The 22,391-nt window shown below is 46.7% G+C and carries 23 protein-coding genes and 3 pseudogenes; 21 read left to right on the forward strand and 5 right to left on the reverse strand.

What is annotated here, in order from left to right; all coding sequences use genetic code 11:
- Window positions 1-93 precede the first annotated feature (93 nt).
- The 5 genes from DWX91_RS08660 to DWX91_RS08680 are packed head-to-tail and all read right to left on the reverse strand — an operon-like array spanning window position 94 to window position 5,123.
- Window positions 94-795, reverse strand: coding sequence for a response regulator (locus DWX91_RS08660; RefSeq protein WP_022360489.1), 702 nt, complete (start codon window positions 793-795; stop codon window positions 94-96).
- Complete coding sequence (locus DWX91_RS08665; protein ID WP_118538637.1) at window positions 788-2,770, reverse strand: DUF4118 domain-containing protein; 1,983 nt, start codon at window positions 2,768-2,770, stop codon at window positions 788-790. The genes DWX91_RS08660 and DWX91_RS08665 overlap by 8 nt, the downstream gene beginning before the upstream one ends.
- A 49-nt stretch (window positions 2,771-2,819) precedes the next feature.
- Window positions 2,820-3,104 (reverse strand): hypothetical protein, encoded by a 285-nt coding sequence (locus tag DWX91_RS08670; protein ID WP_147353121.1) that lies wholly within the window; start codon window positions 3,102-3,104, stop codon window positions 2,820-2,822.
- A 17-nt stretch (window positions 3,105-3,121) separates the two neighbouring features.
- The gene (locus tag DWX91_RS08675) at window positions 3,122-3,769 is read right to left on the reverse strand and encodes a potassium channel family protein (protein ID WP_022360492.1); all 648 of its coding nucleotides are present in this window, start codon (window positions 3,767-3,769) and stop codon (window positions 3,122-3,124) included.
- Window positions 3,770-3,782: 13 nt separating this feature from the next.
- Window positions 3,783-5,123, reverse strand: a complete 1,341-nt coding sequence (locus tag DWX91_RS08680) for a TrkH family potassium uptake protein (RefSeq protein WP_118471655.1) — start codon at window positions 5,121-5,123, stop codon at window positions 3,783-3,785.
- Between the two features lie 97 nt (window positions 5,124-5,220).
- On the opposite strand from DWX91_RS08680, the gene DWX91_RS18040 reads away from it, so the two are divergent.
- The 21 genes and pseudogenes from DWX91_RS18040 to DWX91_RS08780 all read left to right on the forward strand — a co-directional run.
- Window positions 5,221-5,388 carry a hypothetical protein gene (locus DWX91_RS18040; protein ID WP_412693860.1) on the forward strand — a complete coding sequence of 56 codons (168 nt, stop codon included), beginning with the start codon at window positions 5,221-5,223 and terminating at the stop codon, window positions 5,386-5,388.
- A 138-nt stretch (window positions 5,389-5,526) separates the two neighbouring features.
- Window positions 5,527-6,021 carry an NAD(P)-binding domain-containing protein gene (locus DWX91_RS08685; protein ID WP_118538639.1) on the forward strand — a complete coding sequence of 165 codons (495 nt, stop codon included), beginning with the start codon at window positions 5,527-5,529 and terminating at the stop codon, window positions 6,019-6,021.
- The gene (locus tag DWX91_RS08690) at window positions 6,021-6,293 is read left to right on the forward strand and encodes a hypothetical protein (RefSeq protein WP_118538641.1); all 273 of its coding nucleotides are present in this window, start codon (window positions 6,021-6,023) and stop codon (window positions 6,291-6,293) included. Before DWX91_RS08685 ends, DWX91_RS08690 begins: the two co-directional genes overlap by 1 nt.
- A 311-nt stretch (window positions 6,294-6,604) precedes the next feature.
- Window positions 6,605-7,725: pseudogene (locus DWX91_RS17385) on the forward strand (ATP phosphoribosyltransferase regulatory subunit).
- Window positions 7,719-8,432 carry an ATP phosphoribosyltransferase gene (gene hisG / locus DWX91_RS08705; protein WP_118471647.1) on the forward strand — a complete coding sequence of 238 codons (714 nt, stop codon included), beginning with the start codon at window positions 7,719-7,721 and terminating at the stop codon, window positions 8,430-8,432. The pseudogene DWX91_RS17385 and the gene hisG overlap by 7 nt, the downstream one beginning before the upstream one ends.
- A 6-nt stretch (window positions 8,433-8,438) precedes the next feature.
- A pseudogene (locus DWX91_RS18045) lies at window positions 8,439-8,564 on the forward strand (histidinol-phosphate transaminase); the annotation flags it as partial.
- On the forward strand, window positions 8,537-8,740 hold the full coding sequence (locus tag DWX91_RS18050; RefSeq protein ID WP_412693866.1) for a hypothetical protein: 204 nt from the start codon (window positions 8,537-8,539) through the stop codon (window positions 8,738-8,740). The pseudogene DWX91_RS18045 and the gene DWX91_RS18050, both read left to right, overlap by 28 nt.
- Window positions 8,692-9,165 carry an aminotransferase class I/II-fold pyridoxal phosphate-dependent enzyme gene (locus tag DWX91_RS18055; RefSeq protein WP_412693861.1) on the forward strand — a complete coding sequence of 158 codons (474 nt, stop codon included), beginning with the start codon at window positions 8,692-8,694 and terminating at the stop codon, window positions 9,163-9,165. Before DWX91_RS18050 ends, DWX91_RS18055 begins: the two co-directional genes overlap by 49 nt.
- The gene (locus DWX91_RS18060) at window positions 9,162-9,545 is read left to right on the forward strand and encodes an aminotransferase class I/II-fold pyridoxal phosphate-dependent enzyme (protein ID WP_118570739.1); all 384 of its coding nucleotides are present in this window, start codon (window positions 9,162-9,164) and stop codon (window positions 9,543-9,545) included. The genes DWX91_RS18055 and DWX91_RS18060 overlap by 4 nt, the downstream gene beginning before the upstream one ends.
- Before the next feature lie 114 nt (window positions 9,546-9,659).
- Entirely contained in the window at window positions 9,660-10,256 is a 597-nt protein-coding gene (hisB, locus tag DWX91_RS08715; RefSeq protein ID WP_118471793.1) for an imidazoleglycerol-phosphate dehydratase HisB, read from the forward strand.
- Window positions 10,257-10,364: 108 nt separating this feature from the next.
- A complete protein-coding gene (hisH, locus tag DWX91_RS08720) occupies window positions 10,365-10,982 on the forward strand; it encodes an imidazole glycerol phosphate synthase subunit HisH (RefSeq protein ID WP_118471645.1) in 618 nt (205 codons plus the stop codon).
- A gap of 78 nt (window positions 10,983-11,060) precedes the next feature.
- Complete coding sequence (gene hisA / locus DWX91_RS08725) at window positions 11,061-11,771, forward strand: 1-(5-phosphoribosyl)-5-[(5-phosphoribosylamino)methylideneamino]imidazole-4-carboxamide isomerase (protein WP_118471643.1); 711 nt, start codon at window positions 11,061-11,063, stop codon at window positions 11,769-11,771.
- A gap of 93 nt (window positions 11,772-11,864) precedes the next feature.
- Complete coding sequence (gene hisF, locus DWX91_RS08730; RefSeq protein WP_117796566.1) at window positions 11,865-12,623, forward strand: imidazole glycerol phosphate synthase subunit HisF; 759 nt, start codon at window positions 11,865-11,867, stop codon at window positions 12,621-12,623.
- A 336-nt stretch (window positions 12,624-12,959) separates the two neighbouring features.
- Window positions 12,960-13,645, forward strand: a pseudogene (hisIE, locus tag DWX91_RS08735) (bifunctional phosphoribosyl-AMP cyclohydrolase/phosphoribosyl-ATP diphosphatase HisIE).
- A gap of 392 nt (window positions 13,646-14,037) precedes the next feature.
- Entirely contained in the window at window positions 14,038-15,399 is a 1,362-nt protein-coding gene (locus DWX91_RS08745; protein ID WP_118471634.1) for an exopolysaccharide biosynthesis polyprenyl glycosylphosphotransferase, read from the forward strand.
- Window positions 15,400-15,402: 3 nt separating this feature from the next.
- Window positions 15,403-16,353 carry a DUF4422 domain-containing protein gene (locus DWX91_RS08750; RefSeq protein WP_118471632.1) on the forward strand — a complete coding sequence of 317 codons (951 nt, stop codon included), beginning with the start codon at window positions 15,403-15,405 and terminating at the stop codon, window positions 16,351-16,353.
- Window positions 16,354-16,380: 27 nt separating this feature from the next.
- The gene (locus tag DWX91_RS08755; RefSeq protein WP_118471630.1) at window positions 16,381-17,169 is read left to right on the forward strand and encodes an ABC transporter permease; all 789 of its coding nucleotides are present in this window, start codon (window positions 16,381-16,383) and stop codon (window positions 17,167-17,169) included.
- Window positions 17,170-17,178: 9 nt separating this feature from the next.
- Entirely contained in the window at window positions 17,179-17,940 is a 762-nt protein-coding gene (locus tag DWX91_RS08760; protein WP_118471628.1) for an ABC transporter ATP-binding protein, read from the forward strand.
- Between the two features lie 41 nt (window positions 17,941-17,981).
- A complete protein-coding gene (locus DWX91_RS08765) occupies window positions 17,982-19,865 on the forward strand; it encodes a DUF4422 domain-containing protein (RefSeq protein ID WP_118471626.1) in 1,884 nt (627 codons plus the stop codon).
- A gap of 234 nt (window positions 19,866-20,099) precedes the next feature.
- Window positions 20,100-21,392, forward strand: a complete 1,293-nt coding sequence (locus DWX91_RS08770) for a glycosyltransferase family 2 protein (RefSeq protein WP_118538649.1) — start codon at window positions 20,100-20,102, stop codon at window positions 21,390-21,392.
- Window positions 21,393-21,621: 229 nt separating this feature from the next.
- The coding region (locus tag DWX91_RS08780) for a glycosyltransferase family 2 protein (RefSeq protein WP_118538653.1) at window positions 21,622-22,391 on the forward strand (770 nt) is incomplete at its 3' end.

The raw sequence follows: 22,391 nt of genomic DNA on the forward strand, positions 1-22,391 counted from the left end.
CTATTTCAACGATGGTCAGCTTATTTGGGGCAGAATGGAATGACCACAAGAAATCTACTCCATTCAGTCATGAATGTTCCGTTCAGGAATTACTTACTCGATGCGGAGCATCCGATAGCCGATTCCGATGTGTGTTTGTATGTATTGCTGCCCGTCTTTTCCGCGTTCCAGCTTTTTGCGCAGGGTCGCCATGAACACCCGCAGAGAAGCGATATCGTTTTCCCAACTGCTGCCCCAAATCTGCTGCGTGATATAGGTGTGTGTCAGAACCTTACCAACATTTTTGGAGAGCAGGCACAGCAGCTTGTATTCGATGGGTGTCAGGTGCAGCTCTGTGCCGTCAAGATATGCGCAGCCTGCCGCATAGTCGATTTTCAGCGCACCATTCGTAAAAATCGGAGAATCCTGCACGGAGTCTGTTTTCATCATCGACAGTCTCCGCTGCGTCACCCGCAGTCGTGCCAACAGTTCGTCCACGGAAAAAGGCTTCGTTAGATAATCATCCGCCCCAGCATCCAGTGCCCCGATTTTATCGGAATCCTCTGTTCTGGCGCTGATCACAATGATCGGCATATTCGACCACGACCGGATTTTTTGGATGACTTCTACGCCGTCCATATCCGGCAGCCCCAGATCAAGCAGTACAATGTCCGGGTTGTGAGACAGCGCTTCCATCACGGCACTTGCGCCGTTTTGCGCCGAAAGATACCTATATTCGTGAGTTTTTAGTGTCATCGTTATTAAATTTCGCACCGGGGTATCATCTTCTACAACGAGGATGAGCGGCTTATTCATTTAAGTTCACCTCACTAAGTGGTATTGTAAAGGAAAAGATGCAGCCATGCGGCGAATTGTCTTTCAACGTCATTTCACCATGATGTGCATGGACAATAGTTTGACAGAGCGTAAGTCCAAGTCCAAGACTTCGGCGGCTGTCGCCAATTGGATTGCCCCCAGTAAAGAACATTTCAAAAACACGTTCCTTCAGTTCATTCGGAATACCGGGACCGTTATCGCTGACACATATTTCAGCCATATTTTCTCGCGGGATTGCCGTGATCCGGATGTTCGAGCCAACTGGAGTATATTTGACTGCGTTATTCACCAGATTGATGAGCACCTGCATGATGAGTCCTGCGTCCATCCGTGCCAGCAACAGTACGTCTCCGCAATCTACTGCGATGTGATGTTCTGCCGCTCTTCGGTCAATATGCCTGAGTGCTTCCGATATGATGTCATCCACGACCTGATCAGAAAGGTGCAGCTTTACGCTGCCGTCTACAATTTTCGTAATGGAAAGCAAGTTCTCAACCAGCCCCGTCAGCCATTGTGCATCGTCATAAATGTCCGTAAAAATCTGTTTCCGTGTCTGCTCATCCAACACGTCATAGCTGTGCAGCAGCGTATCTGCGTTGCCGGAAATCGAGGTCAGTGGTGTCCTGAGATCATGAGAAATCGAACGCAAAAGATTGGCGCGAAGCTGTTCGTTCTTTGCAAGAACGGCAGCTTCTTCCTTTTCTCTGGCATTTCGCAGGTTATCCAGCGCCAGAGAGCACTCGCCGAGGATGGAGAACAGAACGCTGGATGTAAATGCGTCAGGCTGCGTTTGCTTTTCCATCGGAATCCCGACAACACCGTAAATCTGCTGCCCGGTACGGATGGCAAGATACAGCCGTTTTGCTTTTGGAAAGTTTTGCGTCGTTGCTCCGGCGCGCTTGCGGTTTTGCCAGACCCATTGAACCACGTTCTGTTCCCGGTCGGTATCTGGGATGCTGTATGGACTACTTCCGTCAGCCGGATAAATGTTCCCATCCAGCAGAGCGTTGCCCTGTGCCGGGTAAATCAGAACGTCTCGCTGCATGAGCTTTTGTATCTGCGTCGCGGTCATCCGATAGACCTCCTCCGGCGTTTCCGCTTTTTGGAGCTGTCTGTTCATATCAAAAAGGAGCTTCGTGCGATAAGCGTCCCGTGCGGATAGCTGTGCGTGGGCTTTGAGCTTGGCCGCAAGTGTACTTGTCAAAAGTGCAGCCGCGAACATGACGGCAAAGGTTATCGGGTATTTGCTGCCATAGGCTGCCAAAGACAGCCGGGGTTCCGTCAGAAAATAATTGAACAGGAGGACACTCAAAAAAGCGGACAGCACACCGCAGGTATATCCGCTGGTAAAAGTGGAAGTCAGAAGCACACCCAGCAGGTAAACCATGATGATATTGTCATTTGCAAAGCTGAGCCGCAGAAAGATCCATCCGATGACCGTCGTAACTGCCAGAATTCCGATGGTCAGAAGTAGTTCCCGGGCGGTCGGAAACGCCGGGCGGATAGTAAGCGGCTGATTTCTGCGGCAGTTCTTATAGGCTTCCACATCCGGAATAATATAAATATCTACCTCTGGTGCAAGCGTAATGAGCTGTTCTGTCAGCGTCGATTCGCTCCAGAAATGCCGCCGCTGTACGCCGCTTCGCCCAATCACAATTTTGGTCACATCAGAGAGCCGCACATATTCCGCGATCTGTGTCGCCACATCTTCACCATGCGTTGTGACAATTTCTGCGCCAAGCTGCTGCCCCAGACGCATATTCGCCTGCAAACGGACGGTATCTTCCGCGTTCATATCAGCGTCTCCGGGGGTCTGCACGTAGAGTGCGGTAAGACTGGCGCAAAATGCCTGTGCCATTTTCCCCGCCATTCGTACAATGCGTTCATTGGATGGAGACGAGGACAGGCACACAAGAATATGTTCTTTTGGTATTTCGCTTCCTTTATTCTGCACATTTTCACCCCCTCTTAAACAATATTATAGCACCAAAATGTGGAGGTTTCTACTGCGCCCAATCGGATTCGTTGTCCGGAAAAGAAATTTGCTCTGAATCATAGATCACGATTTCTACATGGGCATGACTATTGCGAAACTGAGAAAATGTTTCCTCAAGTTCGTCAGGAGAAATATTTCCGACCAGATGCACGCACGGTTCAGCCTGCTGTTGTTCAGACGATTCTTTGATGCGCTTCTGATTTTCGTCCAGAAAGCGATCCAGCCGTTTCATCAAAACCCAGCCGAACAGGAACATTAGCGCCGTCCCAGCGATCAAAACGCTATCTTCCATATACCCTCACCGTCCATTCAGATTCGGAAGCACTTTTGCAGCGCTTTGTATTCGCCCAACGCTAAAATCGTTATTTCCCCGGACAGCACCGTATCCGGCGTAATGGAAGCGTCGATTTTTCCTGAATGTTTGATGCCGAGAATGTTAATGCCATACTTTCTGCGAATATCCAGTTCACCAACACTTTTGCCGATCCACCCGGCCGGAACTTCTACTTCAAAAATGGCGTGCTGCTCGTCGATCTCTATGTAGTCGAAAATATGGTCGGCAGTGTATCGGATCGCTGCCCATTTTGCCACCTGTTTTTCCGGGTAGACTACCTGGTCGGCACCGTTGCGAAGCAGAAACTTTGCCTGCACATCACGCTCGGCACGCGACACCACGCACTTCGCCCCCAGCTCTTTCAGCAGCGAGGTGGTTTCTAGCGAGTTCTGAAAGTTACCGCTGATGGTTACGATGCAGACATCAAAATTTCCGATGCCAAGAGAGCGAAGAAACTCCGCGTTTGTACTGTCGCCAATTTGTGCATTGGTGACATATGGCAGCACATCATTGATTCGTTCCTCGTTTGTATCGACCGCCATGACCTGATGCCCCAGCTGAGAAAGCTGTACTGCAATATGCCGTCCGAAGCGGCCTGTGCCAATCAATAGAATGTTTTTCATGTGAAAAGACTCCTTATCCAATCGTGATTTTTTCCTGCGGCAGCTTTGCATTCCCCACTTTTTTGCTGGAAAATGTCGCATAAATAAGGGTAAGACCGCCGACTCTGCCCAGATACATGAGCGTGATCAACACCATTTGCGATGGAATGTGCAGCTGCGGTGTAATACCAAGTGTCAATCCCACCGTCCCGACCGCCGATGCCGTTTCATACAGGCAGGCAGACAGCGGAAGATTCTCATATGCGCTGATAAAGACAGCACCGCCAAAGAACAGCATCAAGTACATTGTCAGAATGGTCGCGGCGGTCTTGACGGCGCTGCAATCGACTCTGCGTCCGAAAAATCGGGCACTATCGCGCTGGCGGAAGGTTGCAGTGGCATTGGCAAGCAGAACCGCCAGTGTCGTTGTTTTCATACCGCCTGCTGTAGAACCTGGAGAACCGCCGATCAGCATCAAAAGGATCATTACGCCCTGTGATGCACCGGACATCGTGGAAAGATTTACCGTGTTGAAGCCCGCTGTCCTCGGCGTGACAGACTGAAAAAAGGATGCCAGCAGCCGGTTTCCGGCGGGAAGCGCGGAAAAGTCTGAAAAGAAGAAAAACATAGCAGGCAGAAAAATTAAAAAACCTGTCGTGACCAGAATCACCTTGCTCTGCATTCGGTAGCGATGAAACCGCCACTTGTTTTCAAAGATGTCATCCCACGTCAGAAATCCAATACCGCCGATCACGATCAGCAGCATAATCGTGATATTGATTACCGGGCTGTCCGCGTAGCCGGTAAGAGATGGATAGTGGTTGCTTTCTGTCCCAAGAATGTCAAACCCGGCGTTGCAAAAAGCGGATATGGAATGAAATACCGCCATCCAGATGCCGCGCCATCCATAGTCCCGGCAGAATACCGGCAGCACGGCAAGCGCTCCCAGAAGCTCAATCAGAAACGTCCCTCGCAGGATGAAGCGTGTCAGACGGACGATTCCGCCGACCTTTGGTGCTGAAATTGCATCCTGCATGGTGCTGCGCTGCATCAGAGAAATTTTTCGCCCGGACAACAGCGCAAACGATGCTGCTACGGTTACGACACCAAGACCACCAATTTGGATCAGTGCCAGAATAACCGCCTGCCCAAAGGTTGACCAGTAGCAGCCTGTATCCTGTACTACAAGCCCTGTCACGCAGACGGCAGAGGTCGCAGTAAACAGCGTTTCATTGAATGGAGTAATATTCTCTCCAGTCGTGGAGATCGGCAGCATCAGCAGTAGCGCTCCGAGTAGAATGACCCCGGCAAACCCTAATGTGATAATTTGAAAAGACGAAAGGCGGCGCTTTCGACGAATAATCTCTTCCGGCATAAAGGCAACTCCTTATTTCTGTGATGGTCATATTATACAGCTGGAGATTTTAAGAGCGGATAAGGGAGATTTAACGATGTATTAAGATTGAATAAAGATGAGGAGATGGCTTATTTCAATCGCTTTATTTGCGGAAGTGGACAATTTCAAAGAAAATAGCAAGGAGGATATGAACGATAAAATAAGGCGCCTGATCAAAGTGGCTGCGAAGGTTGAGGGAGGAATTACGATGAAAACCCGGAAAAGTGCGCCGAGATATGAGTAGGATGCTGGAAAATATGTGTTTTTGGTTGTATACTGTGTATGTGAATAAAATCGGGGGAGTAACTATCAGAAAAGTTCGCTCGGAATCGTCTGGAAAAATTTCGGGTAAACGGAGAGGAGAAAGAGAGGGTAGAAGTTTATGAAACTGGGATTTATTGGAACGGGAATCATTACGACGTCCGTCGTGACTGGATTCTGCGAGAGCGGAATGGAGAATCTGCAGATCGTTGTATCGCCGAGAAATAAAGAACGGGCGCAGATGCTGCATGAGAAATACCCGGAGATCGTGTCGGTCGCGGCGGATAACCAGGAAGTTGTGGACCGGTCGGACTGGGTCTTTGCGGCGCTCCTTCCGAAGGCGGCGGAAGATATCTTAAAACCGCTTCATATCGGACCGGAGAAGAAGTTTATCAATCTGGTTGCAACGCTGAGCTTAAAGCGCATCGAGGAAATGTTTGGACAGAGAGAGATTCTGGCGGATGTTGTGCCTCTGACTTTCGCGGCGAACCGCTTCGGACCGGTGGTGATTTACCCGGATATCCCGGAGGTAGTCGATCTGATGAGTCACGTCGCAAGCCGGTTCCGGTCGATACGCCGAAGCAGATCGCGATCCTTAGGAGCACGACGGGCCTGATGAGCGCTTACTATATGCTTCTGACCGTCATTATCCAGTGGTGTGAGAGAAACGGGCTGGATGAGCCATCCGCACGGGCATACATCACCGAATTTACTGGGGCGCTGTCCCGCAAGGCAGCGACGTGGGACGGGGATCTGGAAGACCTTGCCAGAGAAATGACACCGGGAGGACTGAACTGGATGGCGCTGACGCATCTGGAGGAAAAGGATGCGTATACGCCTTGGACGGAGATTCTGGGGTCGATTTTGGAGAAGGTTATAAAAGAATAGAGTCGAGGTGGAAAAACTCGGGGCGCACATTTCTCACGCCCCGAGTTTTTCTTTTAATTAAAGTGTGAGTATTCTAAAAAAGTAGTTGCTTTTTTTAAGAAGGAATGATAGTATATAGAAAACACTTTAGTGCGCTACCATGATAGCAAGATAAACAAAAGTGATGGGAGCTATAACAGCAGGATATAGACGAGCGGGTGATTGTCCGGCAGATTTTGTTGAGGCAGGGCGGTTGCGGCGGCAGTTGAGAGGAGATAGAGCATGAATTTAGAGATTCAGAGCCTCGGAGGGCGGAGGCGGCGACGCTTCGCCTGAGAGGTCTTTATGAGAGCTATGGATACCGCAAGTACCGGATGGGGCGGTTTGAGGAATATAGTTTGTATGCAGCGAATAAAAGTTTCCTGCTGGGGGAAAATGTGCCGACATTTACGGATCTGGACGGACGCTTGATGGCTCTCAAGCCGGACGTGACGCTGAGCATCGCGAAGAACACCAAGGCAGATAAAAATACGTGCGAGAAGGTCTATTATCTGGAGAGTGTGTATCGTGAGAGCAAGGAAAGCCACACTTACAAAGAGATCAGCCAGATGGGACTGGAGTGCATGGGCGGCGTGGATGACTGCGTGATCGCGGAGGTGCTGGCGCTGGCGCTCAAGAGTCTGGCGGATTTTGAGACGGACTATGTGCTCAAGATTTCTAACATGGATTTCGTGGTGGGACTGATGGAAGAGCTTCCGGTCAATGCCGAACAGAAAGATATCATTTTAGGGCTGATCCGGACGAAAAACCGCAGCGGATTGGAAAAATTGTGCGCGGATCTGGCACTGCTGGAGGGCGATACAGAGAAATTGATGAAGGTTTCCGGGCTGTACGGAGAGTTTGGGCGGGTGCTGGCAGAGGCAGGTGCGATCGCGGATACGCCGAAAATGAAGGAGGCGGTTGCCTGTTATCCCGCCTGTATGAGGTTCTGGAGGCGATGGGACTGGGCGGACAGCTTGACAAGGTGCGGCTGGATTTCTCGATGATCAATGACATTGAATATTATAACGGTATTATTTTCCAGGGATTCTTAGATGGTCTGGCACGCCAGGTTCTTTCCGGCGGCCAGTACGACGGTATGATGGCAAAATTAGGAAAGAAAGCCGATGCGATCGGATTTGCCATCTATTTGAAAGAGCTGGAGCGCCTGCCGGAAAAGAGCATCCGCTACGATGTCGATGCGCTGGTACTCTATGAGCCGGATGTCGATGTAGTGCGCCTGTGCCAGGCGGTTGAAAGCCTGCGCCGTCAGGGACTGCGCGTGCGGGTGGAGAAAGCTGTGCCGGAGGATCTGCGTTACTGCTATCTGTACCGGTATGACGGACGTCTTTCCCTGGAAGAGGACCGGGAAACTGCCTTTCAGGAGAATGGAAAGGAGGGCGCGAGATGTTAAACATAGCACTGCCAAAGGGAAGACTGGGCGATCAGGTGTATGAGCTTCTGGCGTCGGTCGGATATGACTGCAAGAGTATTTACGACGAAAATAGAAAACTGGTGTTTGAGAACCCACAGACGGGTGTCCGCTACCTGCTCGTAAAGCCGAGTGATGTGGCAATATACGTCGAGCACCATGCGGCAGACGTCGGAATCGTCGGAAAAGACATTCTGATGGAGAGCAACCCGGATGTATACGAGCTTCTCGATCTGGGACTTGGAAAATGCCGGATGTGCGTGGCTGGAAAAGAGGATTACGTCGAGGACAAAGACCGACCGGTGCGCGTGGCAACGAAATTTACGAATATTGCGAAAGAGCATTACGCGAAGCTGGGACGCGATATTGACATTATTAAATTAAACGGAAGCATTGAGCTGGCGCCGATTCTGGGACTTTCGGACGTCATCGTGGATATTGTCGAGTCGGGCAGCACGATCCGTGAAAATCACCTGAAAGTGCTGGAAGAGTTCCTGCCGATCAGCGCCCGTTTCATCGCCAACAAGAGCAGCTTTGAGTTTAAAAACAAGCAGATCACCGAGATGGCGGAGAAGCTGAAGGGCGCGGTGGAAGCACACCAGAAGAAAAAGGAACAGGAAAAGAAAGAAAAAGAAGCAAAAGAGAAAGCGCAGAAAGAAACCGCAGCAGAATATAAAAAGGAGGCGTAGGCAGATATGAGCCGTTTTTTGAGCAAAGCAAGCGAATCACTTCTTCCGTATACACCGGGTGAGCAGCCGCAGGGACGGAAATTTATCAAGCTGAACACAAACGAATGCCCGTATCCGCCGAGTCCGAGGTTGCGGAGGCGATTCTGGCGGGGTATGAGGAAAATTCTTCTAAAATTATGCCGCTGGAACTTGCAAATTTACGCCTTTATTCGGATCCGGAAGAGCGCGTCCTCATCGAGCGATTGCCGACCACTACGGCGTGGGAACAAACCAGGTCATCGCGGGCAATGGTTCCGACGAGATTTTAGGTTTTGCATTCCGGGCATTCTGCGACCAGAACGCGCCGCTGCAGTTCGCAGATCTGACATATGGCTTTTATCCGGCACTCTGCGGGCTCTATGGAATCCCGTTCAAGGTAGTTCCGCTGGAGGAAGATTTTACCTTAAATATCGAACCGTATAAAAATTGCGGAAATAATGTGATCATCGCCAATCCAAATGCCCCGACAGGCATGAACCTGCCGCTTTCTGCGATTGAGGAAGTAGCGGCGTCCAACCCGGACCGCGTTGTGATGGTGGATGAGGCGTATGTGGATTTCGGCGGCGAATCGTGTGTATCACTGCTTCCGAAATACGAAAATCTGGTGATTATCCAGACCTTTTCCAAATCCCGCAGCTTAGCCGGCGCGCGCGTCGATTTGCGATCGCAAACCCGGAACTTATCGCGGATATGAACCGGATCAAATACAGTTTTAACCCGTACAACGTCAACCGCCTGTCGATTCTGGCTGGCGCGGCGGCGATGCGCGACTGGGACTACACGAAAGAATGTACCGGGCGCATCTGCAAAACGCGTGAAAAAACGACCGAGGCGCTCCGGGCACTTGGATTTACTGTGCTGGATTCGAAGACCAACTTCATTTTTGCCAAGAGCGGCGATATGCCGGGAAAAGTCTATTTTGACGGACTGCGCGAGGCAGGAATCCTGGTAAGACGCTGGGACAGTGAGCGGATCAAGGATTATGTCCGCATTTCCATCGGATCCGAGGAAGAGATGGAACGTTTGTTGAGGAGACGAAGAAGCTGGTGGAAGCGGCGAGAAGTGCAGTTGTAAGATAGGCCGGAATTCAATAGGTTCACGCATTTACTGTGGGAACCGTATGAAAATGCTGGCAGCATGGTTTTTGTAGATGGGGCAGCTGTGAATAAGAAAGGAAGGCTGGCAAAAATGTCAAGAGAACGCAAGATTTCATTAGAACGAAACACGGCAGAGACGAAAATCAGCCTGTCGATTGATTTAGATGGAACGGGAAAATATCAGGTCGATACGGGCTGCGGATTTTTAAACCATATGCTGGAGCTCTTTGCCAGACATGGACGGTTTGATCTCACATTGAAATGTGACGGAGATACGCAGGTCGATTACCATCATACGACAGAGGACATCGGAATCGCCATGGGACAGGCAATTTTAGAGGCGCTGGGTGATAAAAAGGGCATCCGCCGTTATGGCAGTTTCCTGCTTCCGATGGATGAAACACTGGTAATGACGGCGCTCGATTTAAGCGGACGTTCCTATCTGGTCATGGATGTAGAGATCCCGACCGAAAAAGTGGGCGATTTTGATACCGAGCTTGTAAAGGAATTTATGATTGCACTGTCCTCCAACAGCCGGATGACGCTGCATTTTAAAATGTTCCACGGCGAAAACAGCCACCATATCATCGAGGCGATGTTCAAGGGACTGGGACGCGCGCTCGGCGAGGCGGTGTCGATTGACAAGAGATACCGGGACGAGATTCCATCGACAAAAGGGGTATTATGATCTAAGATAAAAGTAAGTATAACAAATCTATTTAATAGGTTTATAATGATTCAGCGGGTTCCTGCGTTGACTGCGGGAACATACATGAATTGATATAGGAGGCTGCAAATGATAACAATTATTGATTACGGCGTGGGAAACCTGTTTTCCCTCAGTTCCTCCCTCAGTTACCTGGGACTGGAAAATAAAGTCAGCCGCGATCCGGAAGATTTAAGAAAAGCGGATCACATCATTTTACCGGGCGTCGGCGCGTATGGTGATGCGATTGCGAAACTGCGCGGATCCGGAATGGCAGAGCCGCTGCTGGATGAAGCAAAAGCAGGCAAACCGATCATGGGAATCTGCCTCGGAATGCAGCTTCTCTTTGATAAAAGCTATGAATACGGCGAGCATCAGGGTCTGGGACTGATTCCGGGCGTGATGGCAGACTTAAAAGAAGACATTCCGGCAAACCTAAAAGTGCCGCACATGGGTTGGAACAGCCTGCATCTGACGGAAAAAGGAAAGGAGCATCCGCTGTTTAAATACAGCAAAGAGGGCGATTACGTCTACTTTGTCCACAGCTTCTATGGAAAAGATTGTGATGAGAGTCTGCTGGCAACCTCGGAGTACGGCATTCCGGTCACGGCGTCCGCGGCAAATGAAAATGTCATGGGCTGCCAGTTTCATCCGGAGAAGAGCGGGGAAGTGGGACTGCGGATTCTGAAGGCGTTTTCGGAGATATAATTAATAGAAAAACAAGAAAGGTAACTGTTTTTTCAGGCTTGTAGATTGGATTTAAACAGTTATGGAGAGGAAACGGACATGGAGCTATTTCCGGCGATTGATTTGCGGGACGGCAAGGCGGTGCGCCTGGTGCAGGGCGATTATAACCAGATGACAGTATTCAGCGACCGGCCGGAGAAGGTGGCGCTGGGATTCAAGGAGCAGGGCGCGAAAAACCTGCACGTGGTCGATCTGGACGGCGCGAAAGACGCGGCGCTGGCAAATTTTGACACGATAGAGAAGCTGATTAAGACAACGGGATTATTTGTAGAAGTCGGCGGCGGCATCCGCAACGAGGCATCCATCGACAAATACCTGTCGCTCGGAGCCGGACGCGTGATTCTCGGCACGGTGGCGGTCACAAATTATCCATTTGTCGAAGAAATGGTCCGCAAATACGGCGATAAAATTGCAGTCGGTGTGGACGCGAAGGATGGTTTTGTGGCGACTCACGGGTGGCTTGAGACGAGCGAGGTAAGAGGCGTTGACTTCTGCCGCCGCCTGCGCGATACGGGAGTGAAAACGGTCATTTACACCGATATTTCCCGCGATGGAAAGATGCAGGGAACGAACCTGGAGCTTTATAAAGAATTATCGCAGATTGAAGGGCTGGATATCGTGGCGTCCGGTGGAATCAGCAGCCTCAAGGAGATTGAGATCTTGAAAAATGAGGTGTATGGTGCGATTTTAGGAAAAGCGCTGTATCTGGGTGCGATTGATTTAAAGGAAGCACTGAAATATTCCGTTTAGGAGAAGCGCCGTATAAAAAGCGGCAAAAAAATCATTCGAATCATTCGAAGCGTTCGAATGAATAATCAGAAAAAGAAATCAGGAGGGAACGGCATGATTTCAAAACGTATTATTCCATGTCTGGATGTAAAGAACGGGCGTGTCGTGAAAGGCGTCAACTTCGAGGGAATCCAGGATGTGGCGGATCCGGTCGAGATGGCAGAATTTTACAACCAGAGCGGCGCGGACGAGCTGGTATTTTATGATATTACGGCAAGTGTAGAAGGAAGAAAAATCTTTACCGACATCCTGACTGAGGCGGCAAAACGGGTTTTCATCCCGCTGACGGTCGGCGGCGGCATCAGCACGCTGGATGATTTCGACCGCGTTTTAAAATGCGGCGCGGACAAGGTCAGCGTCAACAGCGGCGCGATCAAAAATCCGGAGCTTATTACCGAGGCGGCACACCGCTACGGCGATCAGTGTGTGGTGCTTTCGATGGATGTTAAACGTGTTGGAGACGAATACCACGTATTTAAGCAGGGCGGGCGTGTCGATACAGGCATTGATGCGCTGGAATGGGCAGAATCCGGCGTCAGACGCGGCGCAGGCGAGCTGGTGGTCAACAGTATCGATACGGACGGTGTGAAGCAGGGATTTGATATTCCGATGCTTTTGGAGATCGCGAAGCGTGTCGATGTGCCGATTATTGCATCGGGAGGCGCGGGAAAGAAAGAAGACTTCTTAGACCTTTTCCAGTATCCGCAGATCGACGCGGGACTGGCGGCGAGTATTTTCCACCGGAAAGAAGTGAATATTAAGGAATTGAAACAGTATCTGGCGGAGAATGGGGTGGAGATGCGGTTGATCTAAATCGCATAGATGCCCTAAAAGTTAGAGGGCGGTGCTTTTTCGTGAGAGGGACGGAAAACAGGCATCCAGAAACTTCCGAAAAACGCTTTCGCTCTTGCGCCTACGCAGCGGTGCTAAGTTCGAAAAGACCTCACTACGCACCGGCGTATGCGATGTTTTCTACAGTTTTTGGATGCCTGTTCTCCTGTGGATCGCGAAGGAGAGCGTCGGCGCTGCGCTGATCGTACGAAAACATGAGCCAGCAGGCAATTTTTAATGGGATTTTGCGCGTGACTGTGAAGGTACTGAACAGTTACGATGTAATTAAAATTTTATGTGGTAAGGCAGGATAAAAATATGAGTGAGAATATCAACGAGATTGCAGGCGTAGAGCCGTCGTTTAAGATTGATGAGTTAAAGTTTAATGAGAAAGGTCTGATTCCGGCGATTGTGCAGGATCATTATAGCAAGAAGGTTCTGATGATGGCTTGGATGAATAGGGAGAGTCTGGAGATCAGCCTCGGGAGAAGAAAACCTGTTTTTACAGCCGCAGCCGTCAGGAGCTCTGGAGAAAGGGTGAGACGAGCGGGAATGTGCAGCATATTTCCAGTATTTATGCGGACTGCGATAAGGACACCTTGATTGTCGAGGTGGTCAAGGAAGGTCCGGCGTGCCATACGGGCGCAGAGAGCTGCTTCTTTGAGCCGGTTTACCAGAACGAGGAGATCACGCCGTTTTCCTATGAGGGACTTTACGACCTCATTATGGGACGTAAGACGAATCCGAAGGAAGGAAGCTACACGACGTATCTGTTTGATAAAGGTCTGGACAAGATTCTGAAGAAAGTCGGCGAGGAGTGTACCGAGGTTATCATCGCGGCAGCGAAGAAAGACAAGGACGAAACGATCTACGAGCTGGCAGATCTGTGTTACCATGCCATGGTTCTGATGGCAGACGCGGGCATCAGTGTAGAGGATGTGACGAAAGAGCTGGCGAAGCGGCATGTGGTGGATCATAAGGTGAAGCAGGAGTATATGCGGTAGAAAGCTCTTTTAAGTTTTTGGAGAGTGACGAATATAGTAGAAGGTAAGAATGGGCTATTGCGGATGCAGGTGTTTGCAATAGCCTATTTTTATACGAAAATTATATATATTAAGTGTATGGAATGCCTGGAGAATCAGGTTAAAAATAGGAGTGCAGAAGGAAAAAATGAAATTTGTGAAACAGCAAATGACAACAGATGCTGTTTCGCAAAATATAAGAAAAATGATATGGTCCTTTTTAATGATATGTGCACTCAATTTTAAATTTACAATGTAAAAAACATAGTTTTTACGAGAATGGACGTAAATAAGAATCAAATTTTGAGCACATTGAGAATCAAATTCCTAAATTATAAAATTAAATAAAAAGGAAGGAACCAAAACACAAAAGCATGAATCAATTTGAGCAATACAAGCGCCTGATCAAGCTGGGATTTGCCCTGATATTGGTTGCGCTTCTGACAGGACTCTATGGCGTCATCTGGATCAATTGGTACAACAAGATTATCTGGGCGCCGTTCTTCCGCAGGGGTAACTGGATGATGATATTCATCTATGGACTCCTGCTTATTTTCTTTATGCAGCTGTACGGCGGATTTAAGATAGCGCTCCTGAAACGGGGCAATCTGATCTACTCGCAGATACTGGCGGTGGTAGTCACCAATATCATTACGTATTTCCAGATCAGCGTGCAGGATAAGAAATTCACGGCACCGGCGCCACTGGTGGTCAATCTGATAGGGGCGGTTGTCATCATCCTCGCGTGGACGATGACATTTCTCTGGCTGTACCGGGGCATGTTCCCGCCGAGAGAGCTGCTGCTGATCTCCGGCGATCACTCAGATTATCATTTGATTGAAAAAATGAATGCGCGGGAAGATAAATACATAATCAGCCAGATTGTCAGCTACCACGAAGAACCGGAACGCATCAAAGCGGAGATCGCCAAATACGACAGTGTGATTGTCGGAGATATACCGGCGCATGAGCGAAACTATATCATCAAATATTGTTTCGGCCAGAATATCCGGACATACAGCGTCCCGAAAATATCGGATATTTTACTTCGCAGTTCGGTGGAACTAAATCTGTTTGATTCGCCGCTGCTTTTATCGCGGAATAATCAGGGACTGCAGATTGAGCAGGAAATTATGAAACGGATCATCGACATCGTCGGATCACTCATCGGAATCGTTATCACGATTCCGATTTTTTTGATTGTAGGAATCTGTATTAAGATGACCGACGGCGGTCCGGTGATTTACCAGCAGACGCGCCTTACAAAAAACGGAAAGAAATTCCAGATATATAAATTTCGTACCATGGTGCAGAACGCGGAAGCAGATGGAAAGGCACGGCTGGCAAGCGAGGACGATCCGAGAATCCTGCCGATTGGCCGCCTCCTTCGTGCAACCCGCCTGGACGAGCTGCCGCAGATTTACAATATTCTGAAAGGCGATATGTCCATCGTGGGTCCGCGTCCGGAGCGCCCGGAGCTGGCGGCAGAGCTGGAAAAAGAGATTCCAGAATTTTCCTTCCGCCTGCAGGTCAAAGCCGGACTGACCGGTTATGCCCAGGTATATGGAAAATACAACACAACCCCTTATGACAAGCTGAAGCTGGATTTGACGTACATACGGAACTATTCCGTCCTGGAAGATCTGAAGCTGATTATCATGACGCCGAAGATCATGCTGATGAAAGAGAGTACGGAAGGGGTAAAAGAAGAACAGGAGCCGACAAACGGAAAATAAAACATGGAAAAACAAGCAGATATACGCATTTTGATTGCCTGTCATAAGCCAACATATGTGCCGAAAAATCCCCTTTTTTATCCGATGCAGGTGGGAACGGCTCTGACAGACCGGCGGCTGGAAGGAATGACATACCATGACAATGAGGGCGATAATATATCCGAAAAAAATCCAGATTATTGCGAACTGACAGCCCAGTACTGGGCGTGGAAACATTTGGATTGCGATTATTACGGATTTTTCCATTATCGCCGTTATCTGACCTTTCGCAACCTAAGCCCGGTGACTGCGAAAGGGAAAATAATAGGAAAACGTCATATCCCATATATAGAATTAGATTCCGTATGGGAAGATCTGACGCCATATTGGATCGAGGAAGACTGGATGTGCCGCCAGATCGAACAATACGATCTTCTGACCGTGTATCGCGAACGAATCAATACAACGGTTTACCGGCAATACTGTCAGTATCATGATGGAAACAATCTGGATCAGATGCTGGCACTTTTAAAACGGATTTATCCGGAATATGCAGATGCGGCGGACGCATATATGCATTCCAAAGAAATCTATTATATGAATATGTATATCATGAAAAAAGAGCTGTTCCAGAAATACATGGAATGGCTTTTTACGCTTTTAAGCGCCTTTGAAGCAGAGAGAAAAGAAGCAGACAGGCAGAAACAGGAGCCGAGACTGATTGGGTATCTGGCGGAGCGCCTGTTCGGCATCTTTTACTTATATCAGAGAAACAGGGGGGCGAAGTGTGCGGAACTTCCCTATCTGAAATTCTATCATACCGAACCGGGAAAGGAGGAAAGCACATCCAATATACGGGAATTCAGGCTAAAACCGACAAAAATCAAAATTAAAATAGACATGCGCAGATTAAACCGTTTGTTTCCGGCAGGAAGCCTGAGACGGGTTCTGTTGCGCGGGCTTTTTTTGAGATAAAAGCGAGAAGAGAGAAAGGAAAAACATATGAATTTGTTCTTAAGGCGATTGGGCGGATTTTATAAATACCGCTTTCTGATGCAGCAGCTTGTCACAAAAGACATTAAGCTGAAATACCGCAGAAGTTTTCTTGGATACCTTTGGAGTATTTTGAATCCGCTGATGGTTATGGTTATCATGGTAATCGTATTTTCCAATATGTTCCGGTCGGATATTACCAATTTCCCGGTATACCTGATTATCGGACAGACCCTTTATAACTTTATGAGTGAATCAACCACACAGGCGATTTTTTCCATCATTGGAAATGCGTCCCTGCTTAAAAAGACGTATGTACCGAAATATGTATTTACCGTCTCCAAAATCACAAGTTCCTTTGTAAATATGATATTTGCTCTGGGGGCACTTATTATCGTATTTATCGTGTGCCGGGTAGTCCCGAATGTATTCTTCCTGTTCATTCCGGTGATTCTTTTGCAGGAATATCTATTCTGCCTGGGACTGGGAATGCTGTTAGCACAGGGATGTGTATTCTTCCGTGATATCCAGCATATTTACAATGCAGTACTGACCGCATGGATGTACCTGACTCCATTATTTTATCCGATCACCCTGCTTCCGGAGGCACTGCGGAAACTGGTTATGACCCTGAATCCGATGTACTTCTATATCACGCAGTTCAGACAGATCGTTCTGGAATGCCGGATGCCAGATCCGTATCTGATCATCGCCGGATTCGTGGCAGCAGGTATCGCACTTCTGGTCGGAGTGGGCGCGTTCTTAAAGACGCAGGATAAATTTATCTTATATATCTAGGAGGCAGAAATGGCATCGGACAAAGATACAATCATAAAAGTAACCAATGCGGCGGTCCGTTTCAATATGGCTTCCGAGCGCATCGATAACTTAAAAGAATATTTTGTAAAACTGATCAAACGGGAGCTCATGTTTCAGGAATTCATGGCTCTGAAAGATATCAATTTTGAAGTAAAACGCGGGGAAGCGTGGGGCCTCATCGGAACCAATGGTTCCGGAAAATCAACCCTGTTAAAACTGATCTGCGGCATCCTGAAGCCGTACCGGGGTACGGTAGAGGTAAAGGGAAGTATCGCACCCTTGATCGAGCTGGGCGCCGGATTCGACGGCGAACTGACGGCGACGGAAAACATCTATCTGAATGGCGCCGTTCTCGGTTACAGCAAAGAATTCATGGATGCACACTACGATGAGATCGTCGAATTTGCAGAACTCAAAGACTTCATGAATATGCCGATCAAGAACTACTCCTCCGGTATGGCAGCCCGCCTGGGATTTGCTATCGCCACGATCGTGCAGCCGGAGATCCTGATCGTCGATGAGGTGCTGGCCGTCGGAGATGCGGCATTCCAGGAAAAATGCCAGGAGCGCATGCATCATATGCTGGAAAATGGAACGACACTTCTCTTTGTCTCCCATACGATGGCAACCGTGCGTCAGCTCTGCGACCATGCAATCTGGCTGAACAAGGGAAATGTGGTTATGCAGGGCGAGGCAGAGAGCGTCTGCGATGCTTATATGGAAAGCCTGAATCTGCCGGAAAACGCATAAAAATCCCGCAAAATGCTGTAGATGAAAGGAATGTAATATACATGGAAAAACAAGCAGGACAGAACCCGGATATCCGGATCTACGTGGTCTGCCACAAACCGGCCTATGTGCCGGAAAACCCATATTTATACCCGATTCAGGTAGGAACGGCACTCTCCGGAAAAAAACTTCCGGGGATGCTGCATGACGATGAGGGAGACAATATTTCCGAACGGAATAAGACATACTGTGAGCTGACGGCACAGTATTGGGCATGGAAAAACGAAGAGGCGGATTACTATGGATTTTTCCATTACCGCCGCTATCTGGCATTTGATCCGTCTCTGAACAAAGACGATGGATGGGGGAATATTGCCTATGACCGCATCTCAGAAGAAGCGATCGAGGAAATGAAACTTCAGCCGGAGATTATGCGCGATCTGATCACAAAATATGACGTGATCAGCGTCCGCGGACGCCGGTATCCGCGCATTAAGACAGAAGGAAAAACGATGGATGTGTACCATGAATATGGCATGGTTCCTTTCCAGCACCGGAAAGATCTGGATATTACCCTGCAGATTTTGAAAGAAAAATATCCGGCGTTTGCACAGACAGCAGATTCGTATATGCAGTCCGAAACCGCCCATGAGTGCAATATGTTCATTATGAAAAAAGAGATCTATAAAAATTACTGTGCATGGCTCTTTGATATCCTTTTTGAGGCAGAAAAGCGGATCGACAGTACCTGGTACAGTGTGGAAGAATACCGGGTGATGGGATATCTGGCAGAACGCCTTTGCGGCATCTACTATGAATGGCTGAAAACACAGCCGGGAATCCGGTCAGGAGAATTGCCGAAAACCCTGTTTAAAGAGACAGCGCCGAAAGCGGTTCTGGAGCCGGTTTATCCAGCAGGCGTGCCGATCGTATTGTCTGCCAACGATAAATTTTCACCGTATCTTGACATCATGATCCGCTCGGTGATCGCGAATGCCTCACCGGAGAGAGAGTATGACATCATTATTCTGTACAACGACATTTCTGAGAAAAATCAGCATCTGATTTCCATGGCAGCCAGGGACAAACAGAATATATCGATCCGTTTCATCCGGGTATGTGAATACTTCGATGCGGGCAAATTATTTGTCGATCAGCACTTGTCCGTAGAGACATATTACCGCCTGATTATTCCGGAGATTATGCCAAATTACCATAAGATCCTCTATCTGGACTGTGACATGGTGGCCGATCATGATGTGGCAGAATTGTATGATTTTGACTTGAAGGGAGCCGTGATTGGAGCGGCTAAAGATATCGATGTGGCAGGACAGCTGAATCTGAATCAGAACAACTGGCAGACCTATGCAACCGAGACATTGGGACTGGACAGTCCGTATGACTATTTCCAGGCAGGTGTCCTGATTCTTGATCTGGACGGACTCCGCAGGACGATGAGTTCAGAAGATATGATTCAGATGGCACTGACCCATTCCTATCGCTGTCACGATCAGGATATCCTGAACATCGTGTGCAAAAACAAAGTAACTTACCTGCCACAGCAGTGGAACACGCTGATGGACTGGCAGGAGATTGGACGCAGCCGTATGGATATTCTCAAGATGGCGCCGAGACAGCTCTATGAAGCATACACACAGGCGAGAAAACGCCCGTATCTGATCCATTTCGCTGGATACCAGAAACCTTGGGATGTGGTGGACTGTGATTTTGCGGAATATTTCTGGGAGTATGCGAAGCTGTCGCCGTATTATCCGATGATCCTGAGAAAAACGAAACGATGCCTGATGGATGAGAGAGAAGCGGAACTGTCAAGAATCGCAAGGATGGAGCAGAACGCGGGCATCCGGAAGATTGCCAATAAGGTGCTGCCGATTGGGAGTCGGAGGAGAGAGTGGGTTAAATCAATTTATAGAAAAACAAAGTAAGTTTCTAATAGTTGATTTCGCAAATGAGAAATAGCAGTAAGATTTTGTTATAAAAAGAGATGTTGGTTTCGGTAAAATGTTTCGGATGGAGCTATAGCAATAATAATGCCTAAGTCCTGTTTTAAATATTTTATAAAATGTATTTGTTGTGTGTGTTTAACAATGGTGGAGAAGGAATGAATATACGCTAAAAAGAAATGAATAAAAATTTATAGTTGAGCATGGAGAGATGATATGGTAAAAGTGTCAATTGTTGTTCCAATCTATAATACGGAAAATTATGTAGAGAGATGTTTGGATTCTTTGCTAAAACAAACACTTACAGATATAGAAATTATTTGTGTTAATGATGCATCTACAGATGCGTCATTAACAGTAGTAGAAAAAAAGGCGAATAATGATCGAAGAATTAAAATCATTAATCATAAACACAATTTTGGAACAGGGCAAGCTAGGAAACATGGCGTAGAGGTTGCAAATGGAGAATATATATTGTTTGTCGATAGTGATGATAGTTTAAAATCGAATGCATGTGAAGAATTATATAAAAAGATAAAAAAAGAAAAAGTGGATATTCTCCATTTTGGTACAAATATTATTCCGTCAAGAAACACATCAAAAACAATGGTTAATTGGGTTGAAAATTTCCTAACCCCATATCCTCATAATATATGTGGAAAAGATATATTGGAAAAGTGTTATGTTGAGGGAAAATTTGATTTTAATATAACAGATAAAATGTGGGATGCGGCTTTGTGTAAAAAGTCATTTTCTCAGCTAAGTGATCAAAAAATGATTGCAGCGGAGGACCAATATGCTTTTTTCATCATGGCATTTTATGCAAATTCCTATTTAGGGATACAAGAGGAGAAATATTATAATTATAATTTGGGAATTGGAATAACAGGTGGAGATATATTAGATTTGAAGCGGTTTGAAAATCGTTGTACAGGTGCGATAGTGGTACAGGAGGTTCAAGCCTTTTTAAAAAGAGAAAAGAAGATGGAAGAATACCAAACAATATTTCAAAGTTTTTCAAATAAAATATTGTGGGACTGCGTAGATTGTTGGATTAATAAATTAAAATCAGATGATTCGAGTGAAGGCTATAGAATTCTTTTAAAATACTGGGAGCCAAGTAAGATTGTATCTGCTATAGCTAGAACTAACTTTGAAAATGATGATTTTATACGAGAAAAGGCGGGAGTGTTTGGAGAGGAAAAAAAAGATACAGTAGGAATTTATTGCAGAGGAGTTGATTCGAAAATCAAACGAAAGATGGTCGAGAATCAAAAGAAATTTTTAGAAAAGAATGGTAACAAAGTCGTTTTATTAACTGATGAAAATTCATTATATAATGTTGAATCATTTATTTTAATTCCAGATGCGAGATTGGCTAATTGGGATAAATATGAGAGCAGAGCAGAAGAGATTAAGAAAATAATTCAAATGTATAATATTAAAATATGCTTGAATATGTCATCGGATATACATAATACGTGGTTAGATAAACTCTTGTTAAAATGAGCAGAAGAGATTAAGAAAATAATTCAAATGTATAATATTAAAATATGCTTGAATATGTCATCGGATATACATAATACGTGGTTAGATAAACTCTTGTTAAAATCATATGGTGTTATTTTGATGGAAATGAATATAAAGGATAATTTGTTGTTTGCTATAAAATTATTCTTTTTAAAATGTTGTGAAAAATTGGAAAAAGTTGTAGTGGGGGAAAAATAGGGTGAATGTGATGGAAGAACTGGTCAGTGTAATTATTCCTGTATATAAAGTGGAAAAATATCTGGAAAGATGTGTTGAATCTGTACAAAAACAAACGTTTCAAAATTTGGAGATCATATTGGTAGATGATGGTTCGCCAGATTTATGTGGAGCTATGTGCGATGAGATGGCTAAAACAGATCCTAGAATAAAGGTGATACATAAAAATAACGGAGGATTATCAGATGCAAGGAATGTAGGAATCGAAATGGCATCTGGTAATTATATTGTATTTGTTGATAGTGATGATTGGTTGGACTTAGATATGATAGCTCTATTATATCGAGTGTTAAAAAAATATAATGCAGATATTGCAGAGTGTAGTTATAGGAATATTTGCACTGACAGAATTGAAGAAGAAACAAATTGTTCGGCGAAAGTGGTAGAGGGAGATAGAATTCTAGCGTTGGAGGCGATGCTTGATTGGAGATGGTTTAAGCCTGTAGCGTGGAATAAATTATATAAAAGAGACGTTTTGGGAGATATACGTTATCCAAAGGGAAAATTACATGAGGACGAATATACAACATATAAATATTTTTATAATGCAAATAAGTTGGTTTATGTAGATGTTTCTAAATATAATTATGATAGAAGACGAGAAGATAGTATTACAGGAAAAAAATTTAGAGAAGATAATTTAGATGCATGTTGGGCTTTTAGAGAACGGATGGAATTTTTTTATAAGAACAACTTGGCTGAATTGTATTTGAAGATGAACAATATATATTGTTGGTATGT

The sequence above is a fragment of the Clostridium sp. AF22-10 genome, from assembly GCF_003478725.1.
In the GTDB taxonomy this organism is placed as follows: domain Bacteria; phylum Bacillota; class Clostridia; order Lachnospirales; family Lachnospiraceae; genus Otoolea; species Otoolea fessa.